Below are 22,927 nucleotides of genomic sequence, written 5' to 3' on the forward strand. Positions count from 1 at the left end.
GCCTATGACTGACGGTATCGCTGCTCTTTCCACTCCCGTGCAGGATGAGCAGGATCGCTTCAGGAAGTCGCTTACCGAAGCTACCTCCCGCTTCCTCTCAGCGCAGCGGTCCATCCTCGAAACGGTGTCGTCCGACAGTGCAGTGCTTGTCGATGCGATAGAACGGTTGGCCTCCGGTGGCAAGAAGATGCGTCCGCTGCTGTGCTACTGGGGCTGGCGAGGCGCCGGAGGCGCAGCGGATGACGACGGCGTCGTTCTGGCGGGCATGTCCCTGGAACTGTTTCAGGCAGCTGCGCTCATTCATGACGACATCATTGACCGCTCGGATCTCAGGCGCGGAGCCCCCAGTGTGCACAAACAGTTCGAGACCCTTCATGACGACGGCGGCTGGCATCTGGATGCCGGACATTTCGGAACCGGCGCTGCGATCCTCGCGGGTGACCTGTGCCTGTCTCTCAGCGAAGAAGCATTCGCTTCGATCACCGCCGCACCTAAGCGAACCGCTGAAGCCCGCGCAATATTCAACAGGATGCGCACGGAAGTCATGGCCGGCCAGTATCTGGATCTCCTGGAAGAGGCAGTCGGGCCTGATCGGCACCCGGATGTTGCAGTTCAGCAGGCACTGAGCATCGTGCGCTTCAAATCCGCCAAATACTCCACGGAGCATCCGCTGTGCATTGGGGGCGCTCTCGCGGGAGCATCGCCGTCGTTGCTCGCCGGCTACTCCGGCTTTGCACTCCCCCTCGGGGAAGCTTTCCAACTGCGGGACGATCTCCTGGGCGTGTATGGCAACCCGGCGCTCACCGGCAAGCCCGCCGGCGATGACCTGCGGGAGGGAAAGCGAACGGTGCTGATTGCCAAGGCGCTGCAGGCTTGCAGCGCAGACCAGGCCAGGACCCTCAATGCCGGCCTTGGCCGAGAAGGCCTGAGCCAGGACGAAGTGCTGGAACTGCAGCGCATCATTGACGCAACAGGTGCCCGCGACGAGGTGGAGGCGTTGATAGCCGAACGTGCCCGCGCCAGCTACAAATCGCTGGAGGCACTCCCCCTCGATCCGCCCTGCAGAGACGCGCTCTCCGTTCTTGCGGAAGCTGCCGTTACGCGAGTGGCCTGAACAGGGCGGCTACCACGCCGAGGATTGCGCACGGCGACGGATCTCGGTTTTGCGCCCCGCTTTCAGCGCATCGACCGGCCGGCCCGGCAGAGACTCGTCTTCCGTGAAGAGCCAGCGAATGATCTCTTCATCCGAGAACCCTGAGTCGCCGAGTACAACGACCGTCCCCTTGAGGCTTTCCAGGACGTGCCCGTCATCGATAAATTCCGCAGGCACTGAGCGGATTCCACGATCAGTAACGCGAACCGACACCAACGCCCGCTCATTGATGAGTCCATGAACCTTGGTGATGGACAGATCAAGCGCTTCCGCGACATCGGGAAGGGTGAGCCAGCTGCCCACGAGGTTCTCCAGTGTATTCACGCCCTTAAGCGTGCCATGCCTTGCTGCCCTAACTCCACTCAGCAGCTGCAGTCAGGATGGAATCACCGACGCGCCGAAACTGCGCAAATACTGAGACTTTTTGAGCTGTTGTGGTAAACGACCCATGGTGTAGATTCACATAAGTCACACAGGTAACAGTAACAACTTGTGTATCAACTGCACCATGGGGTTCGGGGATTACGGCGGCATCGACTGTTGCTCCCTGCCCTGCCATGCGGCCCAGCCCGCCATTACAGATGAGGACAGACCATGACCGCCCAGCGCCCGTCATCGCCGCTGAACGTGCCAGCCGCCTGCACCACGCCTTTCCGAAACCGTGGAATCGGTATCGCAGTGTCTTCCGCAGCGATACCCGCCGTCGTTCTTTCGTCGCTTGCACTTGCAGCACCGGCAGCCGCCGCGCCGGCCGCAGGCCATAGCGCGTACCAGCCATTGAAGACCATGCCGGCCGCTGCCAGTGCGACCGGCGCCATGATTCCCGCGGCCCTGGTGGCAACGCAGGTACCGCGGATTGTTCCCATGCAGAGCAGCGCCACAACGTACGTGGTCCGTGCGGGAGACACCATCAGCGGCATCGCAGTCCGTCACGGGCTGAGCATGCACGCGGTCCTGAAAGCGAACGGGTTGAAGGTCAACTCCATCATCCACCCCGGCCAGAAGATCAAGCTGGCGGGTTCGTCGGCATCTGAGGCTCCGGTGAAGCAGACTGCTCCGCCCAAGCAGCAGTCCTCCGCAACGTACACAGTGAAGTCCGGCGATACTCTGGGAGCAATCGCTGCCCGCCACGGTGTCAGCCTCTCGTCGGTTCTGACGGCAAATGGGCTGTCGATGACGTCCATCATCCACCCGGGCCAGAAGATCAAGCTCTCGGGTTCATCCGCAACGCCGGCGCCGGCGCCCAAGGCGACAACCCCCAAGCCGTCAGCTCCAAAGCTCGCCGCATCGGCATCCGGAGCAACTTATGTGGTGAAACCAGGTGACACGCTGGGTGCGATCGCTGCCCGCCACAATGTGAGTCTGGGATCCATCCTTTCGGCGAACGGGCTCTCCATGAGCTCGATCATTCATCCTGGCCAGAAAATCAAGCTGACCGGCGGGTCGAGCGTAGCTGTTCAGACAAGTCCGAAGCCCGCAGCACCGAAGCCGTCCGCCCCAACGGCCGGCGGCTCGTACACGATCAAGGCCGGCGATACGCTCGGCGGCATCGCCGGCAGGCATGGAGTCAGCCTCAGCGCGCTGCTCTCCGCCAACAAGTTGAGCGCCACCACCATCATCTACCCCGGAAAGAAGCTCACGATCCCCGGTGGGTCCAAGGCTGCCCCGGAACAGAAGCCGGCGGACCTCGTTCCATCGACCTTCCTCCACTACACCTACCCGGATGCAGTGGTTGCGGAAGCCAATAAGAACAAGCACACGCTGAACGGCCTTCCGGTTCCCTCGCAGGCCCAGATGAAAGCGATTGTCGCTGACACTGCCCGCAAAATGGGCGTAGACCCAAGCCTTGCGCTCGCCTTCTCCTACCAGGAGTCGGGGTTCAATCAGCGGGCTGTCTCACCGGCGAACGCCATCGGTGCCATGCAGGTCATCCCGATGTCCGGCGAATGGGCTTCCGATCTCGTTGGCCGGAAGCTGAATCTGCTGGATCCCTATGACAATGCAACCGCCGGTGTGGCGATCATCAAGGCGCTGATCCGGACCAGCCCCAACCTGGATACAGCGATCGCGTCCTACTACCAGGGCCAGTATTCGGTGAAAACCCACGGCATGTTCGCAGACACCAAGAATTATGTGGCAGCGATCAAGGCGCACCAGAAAAACTTCCGGTAGGCGACCACCGCCCCCTGCGGGTTCAGCGGCCGACGCCCGACCGACCTGTGTTGGTGCGGGCGCCGGCCGCTGCTTCACTTAGTATCGAAGAGTGCGGGAGCGGCCGAAGGACTCACTGGTAGACACCGTTGTAGACGGGCGCTACCACGTTCGTTCACGGCTGGCGAGCGGCGGCATGTCGACCGTCTACCTTGCCACCGACGAACGGCTGGAACGCGACGTCGCGCTGAAGGTTCTCTATCCGCACCTCGCAGAAGACGAGCGCTTCCTCGAGCGTTTCGAGCGCGAAGCGAAGTCAGCGGCCAGGCTTTCGCACCCGCACGTGGTCGGGGTACTGGACCAGGGCGTGGAAGACGGACCAGGGCAAAGCGTCGCCTACCTCGTAATGGAGTATGTACCGGGCAAGACCCTCCGGGACCTCCTCACCGAACGGGGACGGCTGACGCCCCGCCAGGCTCTCGCGATTCTTGATCCAGTGGTTGAGGGACTGGGAGCGGCACATGATGCCGGGCTCATTCACAGGGATGTCAAGCCGGAGAACGTCCTGCTGTCCGAACGCGGTGGAATCAAGATTGCCGATTTTGGTCTTGCCCGTGCGGTCTCGGCCGCAACCCATACCGGAACGCTGGTGGGCACGGCGGCCTACTTCCCACCGGAGCTGGTGACAGGCGGAGCCGCGGACGCGCGCAGCGACATCTATTCGGCTGGCATCGTCCTGTTCGAGCTCCTCACGGGCAGGCAGCCATACTCCGGTGAAGCGCCCATCCAGGTTGCGTTCCAGCACGTGAACTCGCGGGTTCCCGCGCCCTCCACGATCGTTCCGGGACTGGCAGAGGACCTCGACGAACTGGTGCTTTGGTGCACCGCGGTTGATCCCGAAGAACGCCCTATCGACGGCAATGCCCTCCTCGGCGAGTTGCGGCACATTCGAACCACCCTGAGCGATGACGAGCTCGACCACGGCAGCGACCACCGCGCCGGTTCGGCACCAGGCGGCGAAGAAGCAGCGGCCTCCGACGGCGCCGAACGTACGGAGATCATCGGCGCAGCGCACTCGTCCACAGACGTAGCGGGATCGCATCCATATCCAACGGAGGTCATCGGCGCCCCGGGCTCTCCGACAACTGTGCTGGGAAACAGTTCCCACCACACCACAGTCCTGGGCTCCACGCCGGTTGCAGGATCCATGCCGCAGCGGCAGCTGGATTCAGCCGCACGAGAGAAGCTCGCTGCGAGGGACTTCAAGACCTACCGCAAAGAGCAGGCACGGGCCGTACAGCGCCCGGAAAAGACCCTGCGGCCAGGCAATGCACGGCGCAGGAATGCCTTTCTCATTCTCTTGCTCGCACTGCTCGCAGCGCTGGCGGCAATAGCCGGCTGGTTCTTCGGTGTGGGTCCGGGCGCGCTGGTGGCCGTTCCCGATGTTTCCAGCCGCTCAGTAAGCGCAGCGCAGGCATTGCTGGCCCAGGCCGGCCTATCCTCGAGCGCGGAGCCGTCCTATTCTGATTCCGTCGCGGAGGGCCTTGTGATCGCCAGCGAGCCGGAGGCAACCGCTACGGTGAGGCCCTGGGAGGAGATTCAGCTCCTGGTGTCGCTGGGACCGGAACTTTTCGCGATTCCGGAGGTCGTCGGTCTCGCTGAGGCAACAGCGGCGGCCACACTGGTCGCCGCCGGTTTCGAAGTAGGAGAAGTGACGCCGCAGTTCAGTGACACCGTTGCCGACGGCGCGGTGATCGCGACTACTCCAGCAGCAGGTGAACAGGTTCCCGCGGGCACCCCCGTGAGCCTGACGGTTTCACGGGGACCGGAGCCGGTCTCGGTTCCTTCCGTTGTGGGCCTGCCGGAGGAAGAAGCGGTCAGCATCCTGGCGGGCGCCGGGCTGACCCCGCTAATCGAGCCCGCGCCGGTCAATGACATCAAAGTACCGGCCGGATCCGTCCTGGTACAGACACCGGCAGAGGGGCAGCTGCCTCCGGGCGGGTCAGTGACGCTGACTCTCTCCGACGGCCCGCGCATCATTGCTGTTCCCGACGTATTCTCCGAACGTGAGGCGGAAGCCATCGCCGCACTGGAGGAGGCCGGGTTCACGGTCAAGGTGAACTACGCCTTCGGCCGCCCGGTGCTGGGCCTCGTTGCCGGCCAGGACCTCACGGGCGAGCATCCCGAAGGATCAACGGTCACCATTACCGTGACGTGAGATCGAAGCACCGGCGAAGGTAGCTGCGCCGGTTAGCGTCGGGACAGCGCCCCGGCCACAAGGAAAGCCATCTCGAGGGACTGCATGTGATTCAGGCGTGGATCACACACGGACTCATAGCGGTCGAGGAACGCTTCCTGATCGATCGGGTCCGCTCCGCCGAGGCACTCCGCGACGTCATCACCGGTCATCTCAACGTGAAGGCCGCCCGGGAAGGTGCCGAGTTCGTTGTGTACCTCAAAGAAACCGCGCACCTCATCCATGACATCGTCGAAATTGCGGGTCTTGTACCCGTTGGGGGAAGTGACCGTGTTGCCGTGCATTGGATCAGTTACCCAGAGGACCTTGGCGCCGGAATCAGTCACCTTTGACACGAGGTTGGGCAGCTTCTCGCGGATATTCTTGGCGCCCATCCGGGTGATAAACGTGAGGCGGCCCGGCTCCCTGTTGGGGTCCAGCTTGTCAATGAGTGCCAACGCATCATCCGGCGACGTACCGGGGCCAAGCTTCACCCCAATCGGGTTGCGTACGCGTGACAGGAAATCAATGTGAGCGCCGTCGATATCCCTCGTTCGCTCGCCGATCCACAGGAAGTGTGCCGACGTGTCATAAGGCAGGCCTGTGCGTGAGTCGGTGCGGGTCAATGCGCGCTCATACTCAAGCAGCAGGGCCTCATGGCTGGCGAAGAACTCGACGCGGGTCAAGGCATCAAAATCGGCGCCGCAGGCTTCCATGAAGCGGACGGCGCGGTCAATTTCGCGCGCCAGCGATTCGTACCGCGAGTGGGCCGGATTGGCAGTGAAGCCCTTATTCCAGTGGTGGACGAGACGGAGGTCTGCAAATCCGCCCTGGGTGAAGGCGCGAATCAGATTGAGCGTCGATGCGGAGGTGTGGTACGCCCGCACCATCCGGGAGGCGTCATGACCACGGCTCTCCGGTGTGAAGTCATACCCGTTCACCATGTCCCCGCGGTATGCCGGTAGGGTCACGCCTTCGCGGGTTTCATCGTTCGATGAACGCGGCTTCGCGAACTGGCCGGCCATGCGTCCCATCTTGATGACAGGAAGCGAGGCACCGTACGTGAGGACTACGGCCATCTGGAGGATGGTCTTCACACGAGCGCTGATTCTGTCTGCGGTGGCGCCCTCGAAAGTCTCCGCGCAATCGCCCCCCTGCAGGAGGAACGCCTTACCCTGGGCAGCGGCGGCGAGCCGCTCACGCAACACATCCACCTCACCTGCGAAAACAAGCGGCGGCAGCGTGGAGAGCTCGTCGAGAGAAGACCGGTGAACCGTGGAGTCCTGCCAGCTGGGCTGCTGGGAGATCGCCAGCTCCCGCCAGATATCCAGCCCATGATCGGGTGCTGCTGAACGGGAAGCGGAGGTAACGGTTGTTTCGGTCACTACTTAAGCCTAATGGCTATACCCGATGCCGGCGGACTCCCCTGTCATGCGGCAGCGCCCGTCCCGTCACATAGCCCGGCTGCTGGAATCGCCCTCGTGCCTTTTCCGTGTTCGCCGGGGTGCGGCAGGAGGGTCCGGCGTCTCATCAGAGGCCTCGCCAGGGTCATGTCCGATGGTTCGTACTTCACCGGGCAACGGACCTTCGGTACTTGGCGGCAAGGAGGTGTCCGACGACGGCTGAAATACGTCTGCCGGAGCAGAGCCTTCCAGCCGGACGGCGGCCTGACGGGACGGATCCGCGATCCGCTCCGCCTTCTTGCTGGTCTTCCTGCCTGCCGTCTTCGCGCTGGCGAGACGCTCCTTGACGCTGCTGGCGTAGACGTCGACATACTCCTGACCGGAGAGCCGCATGAGCGCATACATGATTTCATCGGTCACGGAACGTTGAATGAAGCGGTCCTCGCCCATCCCTGCATAGCGCCGGAAGTCCATCGGCTCCCCGACGATGATGCCCACACGGCGAATATTCGGGATCCGTCTTCCGATGGGCTGCACCTTGTCCGTACCGATCATGGCAACCGGAATGACCGGTACCCCGGTTGCGAGGATCAGCTTGGCAACGCCGGTCTTTCCGCGGTAAAGCCTGCCGTCCGGGCTACGCGTTCCCTCGGGATAGATACCCAGCAACGCACCGGACTTCAGGATTTCTTCTCCTGCCGACAGCGACGTGGCGGACGCGGCGCCCCCGGAACGATCCATCGGCAGCTGGTTTGTCAGCCGAAAAAACGCAGCGGTCAGCTTTCCTTTCAGGCCCTTGCCTGTGAAGTACTCGGATTTAGCCAGAAACACCACAGGACGCGGCACTGCAAGTGGAAGGAAGATCGAATCCGAGAAAGATAGGTGGTTGCTCACGATGACAGCTGCACCGGTTGCCGGAATGTTATCCAGTCCCTTGACCCATGGCCTGAACAAGAGATTCACAAGTGGACCAATAAAGATCCTCTTCATGATCCAGTAGAACACTCTGCCAGCCTTCCTGCGTGGATGTTCCGATTACCTGGGAACAGGCAAAACCATGCCTTCCGCAAACGGGTTCTTGGAACACTACTCTACGGGCGGACAGTGTGCGGGACGTCACTGGCAGTCCGCGGAACGCGATGACACCATTGGAATCATGACGGCCGACCCCACTCTCGCAGCGTTCTCCTCGAACGGTTCAGGAAATAACGCACGTATTGGGGTTCTTCTGAGCCATGGCTTCACCGGCTCGCCGGCGAGCGTGGCTGGCTGGGCCCGGTACCTGGCTGATTACGGCTTTGCCGTGCGGCTCCCGTTGCTGGCCGGGCACGGCACCACCTGGCAGGAGCTCGCAAGGACACCCTGGGAGCGCTGGTACGAGGGGATCGACACGGCGTATCAGGATCTGGCTCGAAATACTGACGCGGTGGTCGTGGCAGGACTGTCGATGGGTGGTGCCCTCGCTCTGCGGTTGGCGGCGCTGGAACCGGTGGCTGGCGTCGTCGTCGTAAATCCCGGCCTCACCATGGGCGATCCGCGCGCCCGTTACGCCGGCGTACTGAAGTACCTGCTCCGGTCGGTCCCCTCGATCGGCAATGACATCCGGAAGGAGGGCATGGACGAGCGGGCGTATCCCCGTACGCCGGTCGCTGCAGTCCACCAGCTTGCGCAGCTTTTTCGCGACACCACCGACCGGCTCCCCCAGGTCACCGCACCCACGCTGGTCTTCCGGTCCAATGTGGACAGGATTGTGCCGGAAAGCAGCCTGGAAGTTCTACAAAGGCGCATTGGGAGCGCACACTTGGAAGTAATACGGTTGGAGAACAGCTACCACGTGGCCACCATGGACCACGACCAGGAGCTCATCTTCGAGCGCTCCGCAGCATTCATCGAGCACGTGACAGCAGGTACCACCGCATGAGTCCCCGAGCACAGGACCCTAACGAATCCACTGACGACGCCGTCTGGCAGGACCTCGTCGCGCGGTTGGAAGAAAGCCCCAGCAGTGACTTTCCCGAACGTCAGGCATCAGGACCTGCACCCACCGCCGAGGAGCGCGTTCGGGCGATCTTCGACAACCAGCCTGCACCGGCGCCGCCCGGCCCCCGGGATTACTCGGCATCCGAAAATGAGGATGACGGCACCTACCAGCCGCCCGAACCTCCGGCCCTCGGCGTGGGAGATCCCCTCGTGGTGCTGGCCTGGCTGTGCGCGGTGGGCGGCCCAGTAGCGCTCATGCTGATTGCAATGTTCTGGCGGTCAGTCTCCACCACCGTGATGCTGGGAATCGTCGGGATCTTCATTGCGAGCGTGACGTTCCTGATCTTCCGCCTTCCGAAAACCCGTGATTACGACGACGACGGCGCGGAGGTCTAACTTGCCGCCGGCGGCTTAGCGCCGCTCACGGAAACGTCCCGACGGCGCATTTCCGTAAGCCCTGCCCAACAATGGGCGGTATCTGATCCGTGAGAGGTCCGCGGCGCCGACGAGGCCGGCATCCGGACCCAGCGCTGCTGAGGTGATCATGGCGGCGGGACGGAAGCCGCGTCCGGTCAGATTACGTTCGAAGGTTCGCCGCGCCGGGTCAATGAGGAGCTGCCCGGCGGCGCCGAGTCCGCCACCGATGACAAAGGTCCCCGGGTCCAGGGCGGCACCGAGATTCGCGAGGCCAAGGCCAAGCCACTGACCGACGTCGTCAATCAACTCCCGGCACACCGGGTCGCCACGAAGCGCCAGGCGTGTGACCACTGCTCCGGTGATGGCGTCGATGTTGCCATTCACCTCCCGCAGCAGCGTTTGCGCCACCGGTGAATTGGCGGACGCCAGCTCGCGGGCTTCCCTGCCCAGGGCGTTGCCCGAGGCGTACTGCTCCCAGCAACCACGGTTTCCACACTCGCAGCGATGCCCGTTCGGCACGATGATTTGGTGGCCGAACTCCCCCGCCACGCCGTGGCGTCCGCGCTCAAGCACACCGCCCATGATCATTGCGCCGCCTATTCCGGTGCCCAACGTGATGAGGACGAGCCGCGGTTCCCCACGCCCTGCACCGAAACGCCATTCGGCCCAGGCGGCGGCGTCGGCATCATTGAGCACGGTGACGCGCCGCCGCAGCGCCTTCTCCAGGTTGGCTCTCAATGGTTCGTTGCGCCAGGCAAGGTGCGGGCTGAACAGGACCGTCCCGTTGTCGAGGTCCATCCACCCGGCGGCGCCGATCCCGACTGACCGGATGCGGCGACCGCTTCCAAGCTCCCGCACCAGGTCAGCGATGACTCTTTCCACTGCACGCGGATCCTGGCCGGGAGTTTCCCTGCGGGCAGAGGCCACGATGGTGCCGTCCGGATCCACGACCCCGGCTGCAACCTTGGTCCCGCCGATGTCGATGCCGATGGCAAGACCCCGTGCACGCAACGGGCGCGCCGCGTAACGGGAGCCGGCGGCCAGCGGCGATCCAAGGGGTTGGCGGCTTCCGCCGCCGAAACGGTTTCCGCCTGCCGTGGGACGCTCTTCTCGTTCCGCCTGCATGGGTACCGGCCTCCCGCCGTCGTTCTGGGACTGCACCGCGTTGCTGACTGCGGTTCACCGTTACCGTTTTGTACATTACTGGAGAGTAAGAGCTCCCGGGAAAAGCTATAGGCTAGGGCCACTCACAGGATGTGATGAAGATCAAAGGAGATTCCCGTGCGCGAATTCAGCGTTCCGGTCAAGGTGAAGGTCCCTCGGGACAACAACACTACGCACCTCGTGGTGAAGCAGGCGGAGAAACAGAGCAATCCTGCCCTTTTTGCCACGAAGGACGCCTCAGGGCAATGGTCCGATATCCGCGCAACGGACTTCCTTTCCGATGTTCGCAGGATCGCCAAGGGCCTGATGGCGTCAGGTGTGGAAGCGGGCGACCGCGTCGCGATCATGGCGCGTACCCGGTATGAGTGGGCTCTGGTTGATTTTGCCGTCTGGTTCGCGGGGGCTGTCTCCGTGCCTGTGTATGAAACGTCGTCGCCGTCGCAGGTCGCTTGGATCCTTGGTGATTCCGGTGCAGTCGCTGCTTTCGTGGAGTCTGGCCGCCACGAGAACGTGGTGCGTCAGGCAGTTGCCTCGGAGAACCTGGAGGGGTTCCGCGATGTGTGGCAGTTTGACGGCGGCGGGCTCGATACCCTGCGGGAAGCCGGGGCGGCCATTGGTGATGCAGCGCTTGAGGAGCGGCGCCTGATCGCAGGTCTCGACGATGTAGCGACCATCATCTACACGTCCGGGACAACCGGAAAGCCCAAGGGGTGCGAACTGACGCACGGCAACTTCGTTGAGTTGTCGGAGAACGCGGCGGCGGCGCTGCCCGAAGTTGCACACGAGGGCGCGCAGACCATCATGTTTCTGCCCCTCGCGCACGTCTTCGCGCGGTTCATCTCGGTGCTCTGCGTTGCCGCCGGCGCCACCGTTGCGCACACACCGGACATCAAGAACCTGCTTCCGGACCTGCAAAGCTACAAGCCGACCTTCATTCTGGCTGTACCGCGCGTGTTCGAGAAGGTCTACAACAACTCCATGCTGAAGGCCGAGGACAACGGCAAGGGCAAGATTTTCCATGCCGGCGTCGATGTCGCGATCGCCTGGTCGAAAGCCGACCAGGCGGGCAAGGTGGGCCTCGGCCTGAAGGTCAAGCACGCCATCTTCGACAAGCTGCTCTATGGCAAAATCCGGACCGCTATGGGCGGCAGGGTCCAGCATGCTGTGTCAGGCGGCGCGCCGCTGGGCGACCGGCTCGGCCACTTCTTCCATGGCATCGGGCTGATGGTGCTCGAGGGGTACGGGCTGACTGAAACCACGGCGCCCATCTCGGTCAGCACGCCGCAGAAGATCAAGATAGGCACGGTGGGTGCGCCGCTGCCGGGCAACGCAGTCAGGATCGCGGACGACGGCGAAATCCTCACCAAGGGCGTCTGCGTCCTGAAAGGCTATTTCAAGCGTCCCGATCTCACGGAGGAAGCCTTCACCGACGGCTGGTTCCACACCGGCGACATTGGGCAACTCGACGAGGACGGTTTCCTGAGCATCACGGGGCGCAAGAAGGAAATTATTGTGACGGCCAGCGGCAAGAACGTCGTCCCGGCACAGCTGGAGGACACCATCCGCGCCAACGCGCTCGTGTCCCAGTGTGTTGTTGTGGGAGATCAGAGGCCGTTCATCTCCGCTTTGATAACCCTCGATGAGGAAGCTTTGCCCGGATGGCTTGAGCGTCACGACCTTCCTGCCGGAACCACGATGGCTGAAGCGGCGAATCATCCCGCGGTCCGCGCAGAAATCCAGGCGCTCGTGGATTCCGCAAATGAGTCGGTCAGCCAGGCGGAGGCGATCAAGGTATTCCGCATCGTTGAGCACGACTTCACAGAGGCAAGCGGTCATCTCACGCCGTCGATGAAGATCAAGCGCGCGCAGGTGCTCAAGGACTACTCCACGGTGGTTGAGGAAATCTACGCGCAGCAGCGCATGCAGCAGGCGTAGGTTCTCAGGTGGAGGGCGCCTTCAGCGAAAGCAGGGCGTTCTCCACCACCTCGGTCAGCGCGGGGTGAATCCAGTACTGGCCGCGGGCCATGGTGAACGCGTCCAGACCGAAGTGCATTGCCTGAATGATCGGCTGGATCAGGTTCGAGGCTTCATGTCCCATGATGTGTGCGCCGAGGATGATGCCGCTGTCTTCCTCCGCGAGCACCTTCACGATGCCCGAGGTGTCTTCCATCGCCCACCCGTAGGCGGTTGACCCGTACTGCTGGACGGCCACCGCAACGCGTGAACCAGTTCGCTCCGCGCGTTCCAGTGCCTGCTCTTCGGTAAGACCCACGGTCGCGATCTGTGGCCTGGTGAAGACGGCTGCGGGCACATAACGGTGATCGCTGGTATGCAGGGCCTCCGGATGAAGCAGGTTGTGGGATACCACCCGCGCCTCATGGTTAGCGACGTGCTTGAGCTGGAAGGGGCTTGAGATGTCCCCGAGTGCCCAGACTCCGGGTACGGGCTTGCCGTCCCTCAGCACTCGCTGGAACGGGTCAACCGCAATCCGGCCGTCTTCGGTTTCGTCGAAACCGACCGCCGCTGCACCCACCCGGTCGCTGTTCGGCGTGCGTCCGGTCGCGACGAGCACGACGTCGGCTTCCACAGACAGAGCGGTTCCGTCAGGTCCAGTGACGTTAGCGGTGACCGATCCGTCGGCGTTGGCGTCCACTCTGTCGACCTGGTGTCGGGTAAGAACCTTCCACTGCGCCAGTGCCTTCTCCGTGAAACGTTCGGAAATGGTGTCGTCGAGGGAGCGCAGCATGTGTCCCGACCGCACCGCAAGGGTGACGTCGGTGCCGAGGGCAGAGAAGATGTGCGCGAACTCGGCTGCAATGTACCCGCCACCGATAATCAGCATCCTTCGTGGCTGTTCCTCCAGCCGCATGACGGTGTCCGAGGTGTGGACCTGTGGCAGGTCCAGTCCTGGAATGTCCGGAATCACTGCCCGCGAGCCTGCCGCGACGACCACCTGATCAGCAGTGATCTCGGTGCCGGCGTTCGTTCTCAGAGAGTGGTCGCCGGTGAAACGTAAGTCTTCCTCGTACAGGTCAACATGCTGCAGTTCATCGGCCCGGTAGACACGCCCTGCGTCGGAGATGCTGTCGATGCGGGTGAAAATCCGGTCCCGCAGGTCTGTCCAGCGTGTTCCGGTGTGCTGCAGGTCCACTCCGAGGCGGCCGGCCTCGTCAGCTGCACGGGCCAGCTCCGCCGGGTAGACGAACATCTTGGTCGGGATGCAGCCCACGTTCAGGCAGGTTCCGCCGAAAGTCCCGCCTTCGATGATCGCGATTCTTTTGTCATCCCACTCAGGCGTGATGATGGTGTTGCCGGAGCCGGACCCGATAATCGCGAGGTCGTAGTGGATCACGGGTCAGTGCAGCTGATCTACAACAAGCGCGGCGAGCTCAACCACTGCATCCCTGGTGCGGGTCTGCAGTTTGGAAAGCTCCACGCGGGAGCCCTCGGCGAGATGGCGGTCATACGGGATGCGCACAACAGTGCCGACACGGGAACGGAAGTGTTCCTCGATCTCGTTGACGTTGACCTCCGTGCGGTTCCCGGAGGACATGTTGACCACCACGATTGCCTTGGCCACCAAATCATGCCGGCCGTGCGCTTCAAGCCAGGACAGCGTTTCGGACGCAAGGCGCGCCTCGTCGACGCTGCCGCCTGAAACGAGGACGACGGCGTCGGCTTTCTCGAGGGTCCCCTTCATAACCGAGTGCACCATACCGGTGCCGGAGTCAGTGAGGACGATCGAGTAGTACCGTCCGAGGATGTCCGTCACCGCGCGGTAATCAGCGTCATCGAACGCCTGGGCAACAGCGGGATCGGTGTCGGAGGCGAGCACGTGAAGGCGCGAGCCGTCCCGTGCAACATAACTGGACAGCTGTGCGAAGGAATCGACCATGAACCGGTTCTGCACCAGTTGGCGCGCGGTGAAGTCGGCTTTGCCCGGCGACCGGTCGGAGAGCGTGCCGCGGTCCGGGTTGGCGTCCATGGCAATGATCCGGTCCTCGCGGATGTCTGCCAGAGCCATTCCGAGCAGGGTAGTCACCGTTGTCTTCCCGACGCCGCCCTTGCGGGAAAGCACCGGGACGTACCGGGTCCGCTCCCCCAACCGGACGCTCACCCGGTGCTCAAGCGCACGGCGGATGCGCACGGCGTCCGAATCGCCGAGGTTCAGGTAGCCGAAGGTCGCCTTGTACAGCCAGTACCGCCATCCGCTGATGGGAGCACGCTGCTGTGACGTCAGCAGCCTGTCTGCCGTGAGCGACGACGCCGGCTCCGGACCCTCTTCCCTGTTCCGCCGCGCGCTGCGGTCAGGGGATGCGGGGGTAACAGCCTGAGGGACAGCAGGTAGTTCGCTGCCACGTCCGCCTGACGGCTGCCAACCGGTCAACTCCTCATCCTCGGAGAGCCGGATGTCGCTGTCGGCCAGGGTGAGCTCGGAAGAATCGGTCGGATGTTGTCCCGGGCGCTGCCCATCCGTGGCGGGGGTGATCCCGATGTGCGGCAGCCGGTCCGGCAGCGGCGCCTGGACCACCGCAGGACCGCCCAGATCAGCGCCATCCGGTGAAGCGGCGTCGTCCTCAGAGCTCAGCGTGTACTCCCCGGCCGCTTCCGGTGCTGGGTGTTGCGACTCATCCGAGCCCGCCTGCTCGTCTGACTGTGCCGTGCCGGCGCCGCCGGTAGCCGTCTCGCCAGCGGACTGGTCTCCAGTCATTACGGCCTCATCCGACTCCTGCGGCACGCCGACCCCGTCCTTGGACCGCTCTGCCGGCTTCTTCTCGTTCGCCATAATTCCTCACGCTCGCATAACACCCGCAGCGGGACACCACAGGTGGATTCTGCATCACCTTAGCGCAGGCACCTTTCAGGAGGGATCGATGACCAGGAGGAGGTCGCCGCCTTGTACCTGTTCGATGGCGCCGATAGCGAGCCGTTTGACGGTTCCGCCGACGGTGGTGGTGATGCCTGCTTCCATCTTCATTGCTTCAATGGTTGCGACAGTGTCACCTGCCTGGACGGTGTCACCTTCAGCCACGCTGACTGTGACGGCGCCCGCGAACGGTGCGGCGACGTGACCGGGCTGGGCAGGGTCGGCTTTCTCGGCGGCCTTGACGTCACTGTGGACACTGCGGTCGCGTACGACGACGGGGCGCATCTGCCCGTTGAGGGTGCACATCACGGTCCGCATGCCCTTCTCGTCCGGTTCAGAGACTGCCTCGAGGGTGGCGATGAGGCGGACACCCTTCTCGAGTTCGATGACGTGCTCGCTGCCCTGCTGCAACCCAAAGAGGTAATCGCGGGTGTCCAGGACGGACACGTCTCCAAAGGTATCCCGAGTGGTCTGGAAGTCCTTCGTGGGCCCTGCGAACAACAACCGGTTCAACGTGGCGCGGCGGGTCGCCGAGTCGCCCGCCAGTGCCTGCTGGTCTTCGGCGGCCAGGTCCGCGTCGCGGACCTTGATGGTGCGTCCCTGCAGGGCCTTGGTGCGGAACGGTTCAGGCCAGCCTCCGGGCGGGTCGCCGAGTTCACCGCTGAGGAACCCGATCACGGAATCCGGGATGTCGTAGCTTTGCGGGTTCTCCTCGAACGCGGCAGGGTCCACGTTCGAGCCCACGAGCTGCAGGGCGAGGTCCCCGACGACCTTGGAGGACGGGGTGACCTTCACCAGCCGGCCGAGCATCCGGTCCGCCGCCGTGTACATGTCCTCGACGGCTTCGAACCGCTCACCCAGACCCAGGGCAATGGCCTGCTGGCGGAGGTTGGAGAGCTGACCGCCAGGAATCTCGTGCCGGTAGACACGGCCCGTCGGCCCGGGCAGCCCGGACTCGAACGGGGCGTACACCCGCCGCACTGCTTCCCAGTACGGCTCCAGGGAGCTCACAGCCTCCAGCGACATGCCGGTGTCACGTTCGGTGTGCGCGAGGGCTGCGACCAGAGCGGAGGCAGAGGGCTGGCTGGTGGTTCCGGCCAATGAAGCGCTGGCGACATCGACGGCGTCGACCCCGGCGTTGGAAGCCGCCAGCAGGGTGGCCAACTGACCACCCGCGGTGTCATGGGTGTGCAGGTGGACCGGCAGGTCGAACCGCTCACGCAGCGCGGTGACAAGCTTCGCCGCCGCCGCCGGGCGCAGCAGCCCCGCCATGTCCTTGATTGCAAGGATGTGCGCACCGGCGTCGACGATGCGCTGCGCAAGGTCGAGGTAGTAATCCAGGGTATAGAGCTTTTCCTCCGGATCGAGCATGTCCGAGGTGTAGCACAGGGCCACTTCGGCGACGGCGGTTCCGGTGTCCCGGACGGCGCGGATCGCCGGTTCCATCTGCGAAACATCGTTCAGGGCATCGAAGATCCGGAAGATATCGATACCCGTCGCTGCGGCTTCCTGCACGAACGCTTCGGTGACCGCTTCCGGGTACGGGGTATAGCCGACCGTGTTGCGGCCACGCAACAGCATCTGCAGACACACGTTGGGCATCTCGGCGCGCAGCACAGCGAGCCGCTCCCACGGGTCCTCGCCCAGGAAGCGCAGCGCGACATCATAGGTAGCCCCGCCCCACGCCTCGACAGAGAGCAGTTCCGGCATCTTCGCCGAGACCGCCGCACCTGCCGCGGCAAGGTCACGGGTACGGACCCGGGTCGCCAACAGCGATTGGTGAGCATCCCGGAACGTGGTGTCAGTGACCGCCAACGCCGTCTGCGCGCGCAACTCCGCAGCGAAACCCTCCGGACCCAATTCCTGCAGCCGCTGCCGGCTTCCCGGACGCTTCGCCGTGTCCTGCTCCGGCTCGGTGATTTCCGGTAGCTTCTCGGCCGGGTCAAGCTCAACCGTGAGTTCCCCGTTGGGCTTATTCACGGTGACATCAGCGAGCCAGTTCAGCAGTTTCGTGCCACGGTCAGCGGAGACCCGGGCCGTGAGCAGTTCGGGGCGCTCATCGATGAACGAGGTGGCGACGTTACCGGCGATGAAGTCCGGATCCTCCAGTACCGCCTGCAGGAATGAGATGTTCGTCGACACCCCACGCACCCTGAACTCCGCCAGCGCGCGGCGTGCCCTGCGGACCGCGGATTCATAGTCCCGGCCGCGGCAGGTGAGCTTCACCAACATCGAGTCGAAGTGCGGGCTGATCTCAGCGCCCGCATAGACCGTGCCACCGTCCAGGCGCACACCCGCGCCGCCGGCCGACCGGTACGCGGTGATCTTCCCGACATCCGGGCGGAACCCGTTCGCCGGGTCCTCCGTGGTGATCCGGGACTGCAGGGCAGCACCCCGAAGCCGCACTGAATCCTGCGACAGGCCAAGATCCGCCAGCGTCTCCCCCGCTGCTATGCGTAGCTGTGACTGGACGAGGTCGACGTCGGTGACTTCCTCCGTCACCGTGTGCTCCACCTGGATACGCGGGTTCATCTCAATGAAGACGTGCTGCCCGGCGCGCTCACCGACCGTGTCCACGAGGAACTCCACCGTTCCCGCGTTCACGTAATTCAAAGCCTTCGCGAACGCGACCGCGTCACGGTACAGCGCCTGACGGATGTTCTCATCAAGGTTCGGTGCCGGAGCGATCTCAATCACCTTCTGGTGACGGCGCTGCAGGGAACAATCCCGCTCAAACAGGTGCATCACGTTGCCCTCGGCGTCGGCGAGGATCTGAACCTCAATATGCCGCGGGCGCAGCACCGCCTGCTCAAGGAACATGGTCGGGTCACCGAACGCGGAGTCTGCCTCGCGCATCGCCGCCTCAAGGGCTTCGCGCAGGTCCTCCCGCTTGTCCACCCGGCGCATACCGCGGCCGCCGCCACCGGCGACCGCCTTTGCGAAAATCGGGAAACCAATCTCATCCGCCGCCGATACCAGCTCCTCAAGATCGGCACTCGGCTGTGAAGACTTCAAAACCGGGATACCAGCCTGACGGGCTGCTTCCAGCGCACGGACCTTGTTGCCGGCCAGCTCCAGCACATCAGCCGGCGGGCCCACGAAGGTGATCCCGGCGTCGGCCGCTGCGCGTGCAAGGTTCGGGTTCTCCGAAAGGAAACCATAGCCAGGATAGATTGCGTCGCAGCCCGCCTCCTTGGCTACCCGAACAATTTCATCGACGTCCAGATAAGCGCGGACCGGATGGCCTTCCTCACCGATCAGGTAGGCCTCATCGGCCTTCTGCCGGTGGATCGAGTTGCGGTCCTCCTGCGGGAAAACCGCTACCGTCTTGGCGCCGGTTTCAAAACCCGCCCGGAACGCACGAATGGCGATTTCGCCTCGGTTGGCTACCAGAATCTTCGAGAACATTGCTCTCCTGTGCTCTTGCGGGTTCGATGGAACGACAACTTAGCGTCCCCAGCCTACATTTGGTCTTTCTGGTCACAGTAATCTGCGTTCACGAGCCGGTAACTTCTTGTCGCGCCTCACCGTAGAGCCGAGTTCGTCGGAACTATCGGTCCACCTATGATGAATAGGTGTGCGGGCACCATAGATCCTGCGATCCGGGCATCTCAACGTTAGGTATTGGTTCAACAAGTGCAAGTAGTGAGCATCAGCAGCCTCAAAGGTGGGGTCGGCAAGACCTCGGTCACCCTTGGACTCGCATCGGCGGCGATGTCCGCTGGAATCCCCACACTTGTTGTTGATCTCGATCCCCACGCGGACGCCACCACCGGACTGGGTGTTCAAGCTGGCGATCAGACTGACATCGGCCGCCTGCTGAAGAATGCACGTCGGGGAGATCTTGCAGCCAATGTGGCGCCAAGCGGTTGGGTGAGTAACGCCGTGAAGCGTGGCTCGAACGGCACGGCTCCCGTCCTCGATGTCGCGATCGGCTCTGCGTACTCTGGCATTTACGACCGCCCCGACTTGGGAAAGCGCGACTTACGCCGCCTGTCGATGCTGCTGGAACGGGTTGAGGATTACCGCCTTGTCCTGATTGACTGCCCACCTTCGCTGAACGGCCTCACGCGCATGGCCTGGACTGCGAGCAACAGGGTTCTGCTTGTTGCCGAACCCGGACTGTTCTCCGTTGCCGGCACTGAACGGACCATGCGGGCCATTGAACTTTTCAAGAACGAGTTTGCACCGAACCTCACACCCGCAGGGATAGTCGCCAACCGGGTGCGCACCGGTTCCAATGAGCACACCTTCCGGTTGAACGAGATGAAGCAGATGTTCGGCGACCTCCTGCTCAGCCCAACCATCGCAGAACAGGCCAACTGGCAGCAGATCCAGGGCGCGGCGCACGCGGTGCACCACTGGCCGGGTGAATCGGCCAAGCAGGCCGCCGGGTACTTCGATGATTTGCTCCGTGCGCTGCTCGATTCCGGCCGTATGCGCAATCGCGTGGCGCGCCGCTGAAGCACGGCCTGCGATCTACTCAATCCTGACGCAGGACACAAAAATGCCCCGCTCGGGGCGGGGCACAATGCACACTTCCGATCAGCTGATTTTGCGGGCTTCCCGTCGCTTGCTCAACTCGTCATCCGGGAAGTTCTGGTCGGCTGCGTGCTCGCTGGGTAGCGCTGCGAGACTGCCTTCAACTTCCCGCCATACACGCCCGACGGCGATGCCGAAGACTCCCTGCCCGCCCTGGACAAGATCAATCACTTCGTCTGCAGACGTGCACTCATATACGCTCGCGCCGTCACTCATCAATGTGATCTGCGCAAGATCCTCGACGCCGCGCTCCCGCAGGTGCTCAACGGCGCTGCGAATTTGCTGAAGTGAAACTCCGGTGTCCAACAGACGTTTAACAACCTTGAGCACCAGGATGTCCCGGAAACCGTAGAGCCGCTGGGATCCAGATCCCTTGGCGCCCCGGACCGCCGGTTCAACCAGGCCGGTGCGCGCCCAGTAATCGAGCTGGCGATAAGTGATGCCTGCGGCTTTGCAGGCTGTGGGGCCGCGGTAACCCGCGTCTTCATCCAACACAGGGAGGTCTTCGGTGAAGAGCAGGCCCTGTGCGCTGGCAGGTATCGCAGTACCCGTAGCGGCCGCGTTGGCACCCGTACCGGCGTCGCCTTTCGGACTCACGTGTTGCCTCCTCGTTCTGGTTCCCGGGGGGAAGTGGCGCAAGCCGAGGTCCACAGGGGTTTATTGAGTGTTGCCCTGAGTTTACAGCTAGTGCAATGGGAACTGTATGCTTCGACGTTAGATCTCCGGGTGCCCGAGGTCAAAGATGCCGTACATAACAATCCAACCGTGTCGTTTTTGCTTACTTCTCAAAGTCTTCGGGTTCGACGTCGGCCAGGAACTCGCGGAACTGTTTCAATTCACGCTCAGCGTTAGCCTGGCCTTCGGGGGAAGCCGCCTCGCCGTCGTCGTCGTCAGCTTCTGCGATCTCCACCCCGGTGTCCTCCATGACCTGTGGGGCACAGTAAATCGGGCATGGCACACGCAGTGCGATTGCTATGGCATCTGACGCACGGGAACTGACAGTGGTTCCGTCCTCAAACACCACCTCAGCGTGGAACACCGTATCCTCAACCCGAACGATCCGGACCTCAGTTACGGTGTGGTTCAGTGCTGCCACCATGCTGACCAGGAGATCATGAGTCATGGGCCGCGGCGGAACAATGCCCTGCTGGACGAAGGCGATTGCACTGGCCTCAGGCGCACCGATCCAGATGGGGATGTGGCGCGTGCCTGCGGATTCCTTGAGCAGCACGAGGGGCTGATTGGACGGCAGCTCGATGCGAACGCCCACAACATCCATCTCGATCATGTCTGCCTCCTAATTTTCCATCCGCGCAATCTGGCCCTGGACGAGGGCGCTGTGGAGGTTCAGACACAGCTCACTGATTTCGCGAGCGGTTTCTGCAGCCCGGGCCTTGGATGCAACGTCCCGGCGGGAGGCGACCGGGGCGACGACGCTCTCAACAAGACCGAGTTCACGGTCCGCTGCAGCACGGAAAGGACGAAGGTGCCGCGGCTCGATTCCGTGGGACTCCAACTGGACGCACGCACGAGTGATCTTCAGCGCGTGTTCATCGAAACGGCCCTCCACCTCGGCGATGAGACCGAACGCCATGAGGTCCCGAACCAGTTCCGGGCGTGCACCTGCCTCCGCGGCCAGGGTTTCCCGCGTGAGCCGGCGAGCGTGCGATCCGAGCTCGCGGGCTAGCTGCTCCGAGACCATCCGCGGCGCGAGAGTGAGACCGCCGGGCAGGTTCTCGGGGCGCTCTCCCCGGTCCACCGCGTCGAGGTAGTCCTTGATGACTTTAAGCGGCAGGTACTGATCGCGTTGGAGGGCCAGGACAAAACGCAACCGCTCGACGTCGACAGGCGTATATTTCCGATAGCCCGCACGGGTGCGCTGAGGACTGATTAGGCCTTTTTCCTCCAGGAACCGAATCTTGGAGGCACTGATGTGCGGGAAGTCCCCGGCCAGCTCAGTGAGGACCTCCCCGATATTCAGTACGTTCCCGCTGACACGCTCCGGGGCTACACCCACGGGTCGCCGGGACGGCTGGGAGGAGGGCATGAAAGTCCCTAGACCTGACCCTGCGGCTGCGACACGCTCCCGGCAGCATAGAAAGTGAGGCGGAACTTGCCGATCTGCACTTCGTGACCGTTGCGCAGCACCACGCTGTCTACGCGATCATTGTTGACATAGGTGCCGTTGAGGCTGCGGGAGTCAACAACCCGGAAGCCCTCTGCTTCACGGCGAAATTCAGCATGCTTGCGAGAAACCGTGACGTCATCGAGGAAAATATCAGCGTTCGGGTGGCGTCCGGCCGTCGTGACATCTTCGTCCAAAAGGAAACGAGCACCGGCATTCGGTCCGGTGTGTGCTATCAGCAGTGCCGATCCGGCCGGGAGGGCGGCAACGGCCGCGAGTTCCTCGCGAGTGAGCCGCGGTTCCACCGACGTGGAGGTCTGCGGCGGCAGTCCTATTGTGGTGGTTTCAGGTGAAGGCACATGCGATCCCGAAGCGTCCTGTGCGGCTGCGTTGTTCTCGCCTACCATTGAAAATTTCCTTCCCCAAAACTCGTGGCCAACCGGTTACCCGGCTGGCCACCATCTGTTTGCCTGAGCCGGTAACCCTAGCCTACCTGCTGTGAGTATTCCGACGAACTGAGAAGCTCCTTGACCACCGAGCTGTCCTCCACCTTGATTTCAAGCAGCCAACCGTCGCCGTATGGATCGGTGTTGATCAGGGCAGGCTCGCCGTCGAGCGCTTCGTTACGGTTGACGACCTCGCCGGTGAGCGGGGCGTAAATGTCGCTGACACTCTTGGTGGATTCAACTTCACCGATGACATCGGATGAACCTACTTTGGAGCCGGCCTCCGGCATCTGGACATAAACGACGTCGCCGAGCGCATCCTGGGCGAAGTCGGTGATGCCGACACGAACAACGCCATTGTTGTCGGGGGCTGTGACCCATTCGTGTTCAGCCGTGTAGTAAAGGTCTTCGGGAATGTTGCTCATTGTCGGCCTTTCGTGGGC

General features: G+C 63.1%; 19 protein-coding genes. 7 read left to right on the plus strand and 12 right to left on the minus strand.

The window, feature by feature from the left end; genetic code table 11:
* The first annotated feature begins 4 nt into the window (after window positions 1-4).
* Window positions 5-1,114 carry a polyprenyl synthetase family protein gene (locus ABFX19_RS11875; RefSeq protein WP_346028375.1) on the plus strand — a complete coding sequence of 370 codons (1,110 nt, stop codon included), beginning with the start codon at window positions 5-7 and terminating at the stop codon, window positions 1,112-1,114.
* Between the two features lie 9 nt (window positions 1,115-1,123).
* Here the strand turns inward: ABFX19_RS11875 and ABFX19_RS11880 are convergent, their stop codons facing one another.
* Window positions 1,124-1,477 carry an Rv2175c family DNA-binding protein gene (locus ABFX19_RS11880; RefSeq protein ID WP_056547110.1) on the minus strand — a complete coding sequence of 118 codons (354 nt, stop codon included), beginning with the start codon at window positions 1,475-1,477 and terminating at the stop codon, window positions 1,124-1,126.
* Between the two features lie 270 nt (window positions 1,478-1,747).
* On the opposite strand from ABFX19_RS11880, the gene ABFX19_RS11885 reads away from it, so the two are divergent.
* Window positions 1,748-3,325 carry a LysM peptidoglycan-binding domain-containing protein gene (locus tag ABFX19_RS11885; RefSeq protein ID WP_346028376.1) on the plus strand — a complete coding sequence of 526 codons (1,578 nt, stop codon included), beginning with the start codon at window positions 1,748-1,750 and terminating at the stop codon, window positions 3,323-3,325.
* A gap of 91 nt (window positions 3,326-3,416) precedes the next feature.
* On the plus strand, window positions 3,417-5,522 hold the full coding sequence (pknB, locus tag ABFX19_RS11890) for a Stk1 family PASTA domain-containing Ser/Thr kinase (RefSeq protein ID WP_277357831.1): 2,106 nt from the start codon (window positions 3,417-3,419) through the stop codon (window positions 5,520-5,522).
* A gap of 32 nt (window positions 5,523-5,554) precedes the next feature.
* On the opposite strand, the gene ABFX19_RS11895 is transcribed toward pknB, so the two are convergent.
* Together ABFX19_RS11895 and ABFX19_RS11900 are read right to left on the minus strand one after the other, a co-directional pair.
* Window positions 5,555-6,925 (minus strand): class II 3-deoxy-7-phosphoheptulonate synthase, encoded by a 1,371-nt coding sequence (locus ABFX19_RS11895; protein WP_056547105.1) that lies wholly within the window; start codon window positions 6,923-6,925, stop codon window positions 5,555-5,557.
* A 66-nt stretch (window positions 6,926-6,991) separates the two neighbouring features.
* Complete coding sequence (locus tag ABFX19_RS11900; protein WP_277357832.1) at window positions 6,992-7,948, minus strand: lysophospholipid acyltransferase family protein; 957 nt, start codon at window positions 7,946-7,948, stop codon at window positions 6,992-6,994.
* Window positions 7,949-8,099: 151 nt separating this feature from the next.
* Here ABFX19_RS11900 and ABFX19_RS11905 point away from each other — a divergent pair, with 151 nt between their 5' ends.
* Window positions 8,100-8,864: an alpha/beta hydrolase gene (locus ABFX19_RS11905; protein ID WP_346028377.1), complete on the plus strand. Its 765-nt coding sequence runs from the start codon at window positions 8,100-8,102 to the stop codon at window positions 8,862-8,864.
* The gene (locus ABFX19_RS11910; RefSeq protein ID WP_346028378.1) at window positions 8,861-9,319 is read left to right on the plus strand and encodes a hypothetical protein; all 459 of its coding nucleotides are present in this window, start codon (window positions 8,861-8,863) and stop codon (window positions 9,317-9,319) included. Before ABFX19_RS11905 ends, ABFX19_RS11910 begins: the two co-directional genes overlap by 4 nt.
* A gap of 15 nt (window positions 9,320-9,334) precedes the next feature.
* Here ABFX19_RS11910 and ABFX19_RS11915 read toward each other — a convergent pair whose 3' ends face one another.
* The gene (locus ABFX19_RS11915) at window positions 9,335-10,465 is read right to left on the minus strand and encodes an ROK family glucokinase (protein WP_346028379.1); all 1,131 of its coding nucleotides are present in this window, start codon (window positions 10,463-10,465) and stop codon (window positions 9,335-9,337) included.
* A 156-nt stretch (window positions 10,466-10,621) separates the two neighbouring features.
* Between ABFX19_RS11915 and ABFX19_RS11920 the strand changes: the two genes are divergently transcribed.
* The gene (locus ABFX19_RS11920) at window positions 10,622-12,439 is read left to right on the plus strand and encodes an AMP-dependent synthetase/ligase (protein WP_346028380.1); all 1,818 of its coding nucleotides are present in this window, start codon (window positions 10,622-10,624) and stop codon (window positions 12,437-12,439) included.
* 4 nt (window positions 12,440-12,443) lie between these two features.
* On the opposite strand, the gene ABFX19_RS11925 is transcribed toward ABFX19_RS11920, so the two are convergent.
* From ABFX19_RS11925 to ABFX19_RS11935, 3 genes are all read right to left on the minus strand, one after another.
* The gene (locus tag ABFX19_RS11925; RefSeq protein WP_346028381.1) at window positions 12,444-13,856 is read right to left on the minus strand and encodes a mycothione reductase; all 1,413 of its coding nucleotides are present in this window, start codon (window positions 13,854-13,856) and stop codon (window positions 12,444-12,446) included.
* Between the two features lie 3 nt (window positions 13,857-13,859).
* Window positions 13,860-15,290 carry a nucleotide-binding protein gene (locus ABFX19_RS11930; protein ID WP_346028382.1) on the minus strand — a complete coding sequence of 477 codons (1,431 nt, stop codon included), beginning with the start codon at window positions 15,288-15,290 and terminating at the stop codon, window positions 13,860-13,862.
* A 75-nt stretch (window positions 15,291-15,365) separates the two neighbouring features.
* Window positions 15,366-18,779, minus strand: a complete 3,414-nt coding sequence (locus tag ABFX19_RS11935; protein ID WP_346028383.1) for a pyruvate carboxylase — start codon at window positions 18,777-18,779, stop codon at window positions 15,366-15,368.
* 228 nt (window positions 18,780-19,007) lie between these two features.
* On the opposite strand from ABFX19_RS11935, the gene ABFX19_RS11940 reads away from it, so the two are divergent.
* A complete protein-coding gene (locus ABFX19_RS11940; RefSeq protein ID WP_277357840.1) occupies window positions 19,008-19,835 on the plus strand; it encodes a ParA family protein in 828 nt (275 codons plus the stop codon).
* An 81-nt stretch (window positions 19,836-19,916) separates the two neighbouring features.
* Here the strand turns inward: ABFX19_RS11940 and ABFX19_RS11945 are convergent, their stop codons facing one another.
* The 5 genes from ABFX19_RS11945 to gcvH all read right to left on the minus strand — a co-directional run bounded on the left by ABFX19_RS11945 (window position 19,917) and on the right by gcvH (window position 22,909).
* Window positions 19,917-20,510, minus strand: coding sequence for a MerR family transcriptional regulator (locus ABFX19_RS11945; RefSeq protein WP_056547084.1), 594 nt, complete (start codon window positions 20,508-20,510; stop codon window positions 19,917-19,919).
* Between the two features lie 181 nt (window positions 20,511-20,691).
* Complete coding sequence (locus ABFX19_RS11950; protein WP_277357841.1) at window positions 20,692-21,201, minus strand: bifunctional nuclease family protein; 510 nt, start codon at window positions 21,199-21,201, stop codon at window positions 20,692-20,694.
* 9 nt (window positions 21,202-21,210) lie between these two features.
* Window positions 21,211-21,960, minus strand: a complete 750-nt coding sequence (gene ftsR, locus ABFX19_RS11955) for a transcriptional regulator FtsR (protein ID WP_346028384.1) — start codon at window positions 21,958-21,960, stop codon at window positions 21,211-21,213.
* Between the two features lie 8 nt (window positions 21,961-21,968).
* Window positions 21,969-22,445 carry an FHA domain-containing protein gene (locus ABFX19_RS11960; protein ID WP_056547075.1) on the minus strand — a complete coding sequence of 159 codons (477 nt, stop codon included), beginning with the start codon at window positions 22,443-22,445 and terminating at the stop codon, window positions 21,969-21,971.
* Between the two features lie 77 nt (window positions 22,446-22,522).
* Window positions 22,523-22,909: a glycine cleavage system protein GcvH gene (gcvH, locus tag ABFX19_RS11965; protein WP_277357842.1), complete on the minus strand. Its 387-nt coding sequence runs from the start codon at window positions 22,907-22,909 to the stop codon at window positions 22,523-22,525.
* Window positions 22,910-22,927 lie beyond the last annotated feature (18 nt).

Source organism: Arthrobacter parietis (assembly GCF_039530425.1).
Classification (GTDB): domain Bacteria; phylum Actinomycetota; class Actinomycetes; order Actinomycetales; family Micrococcaceae; genus Arthrobacter_D; species Arthrobacter_D parietis.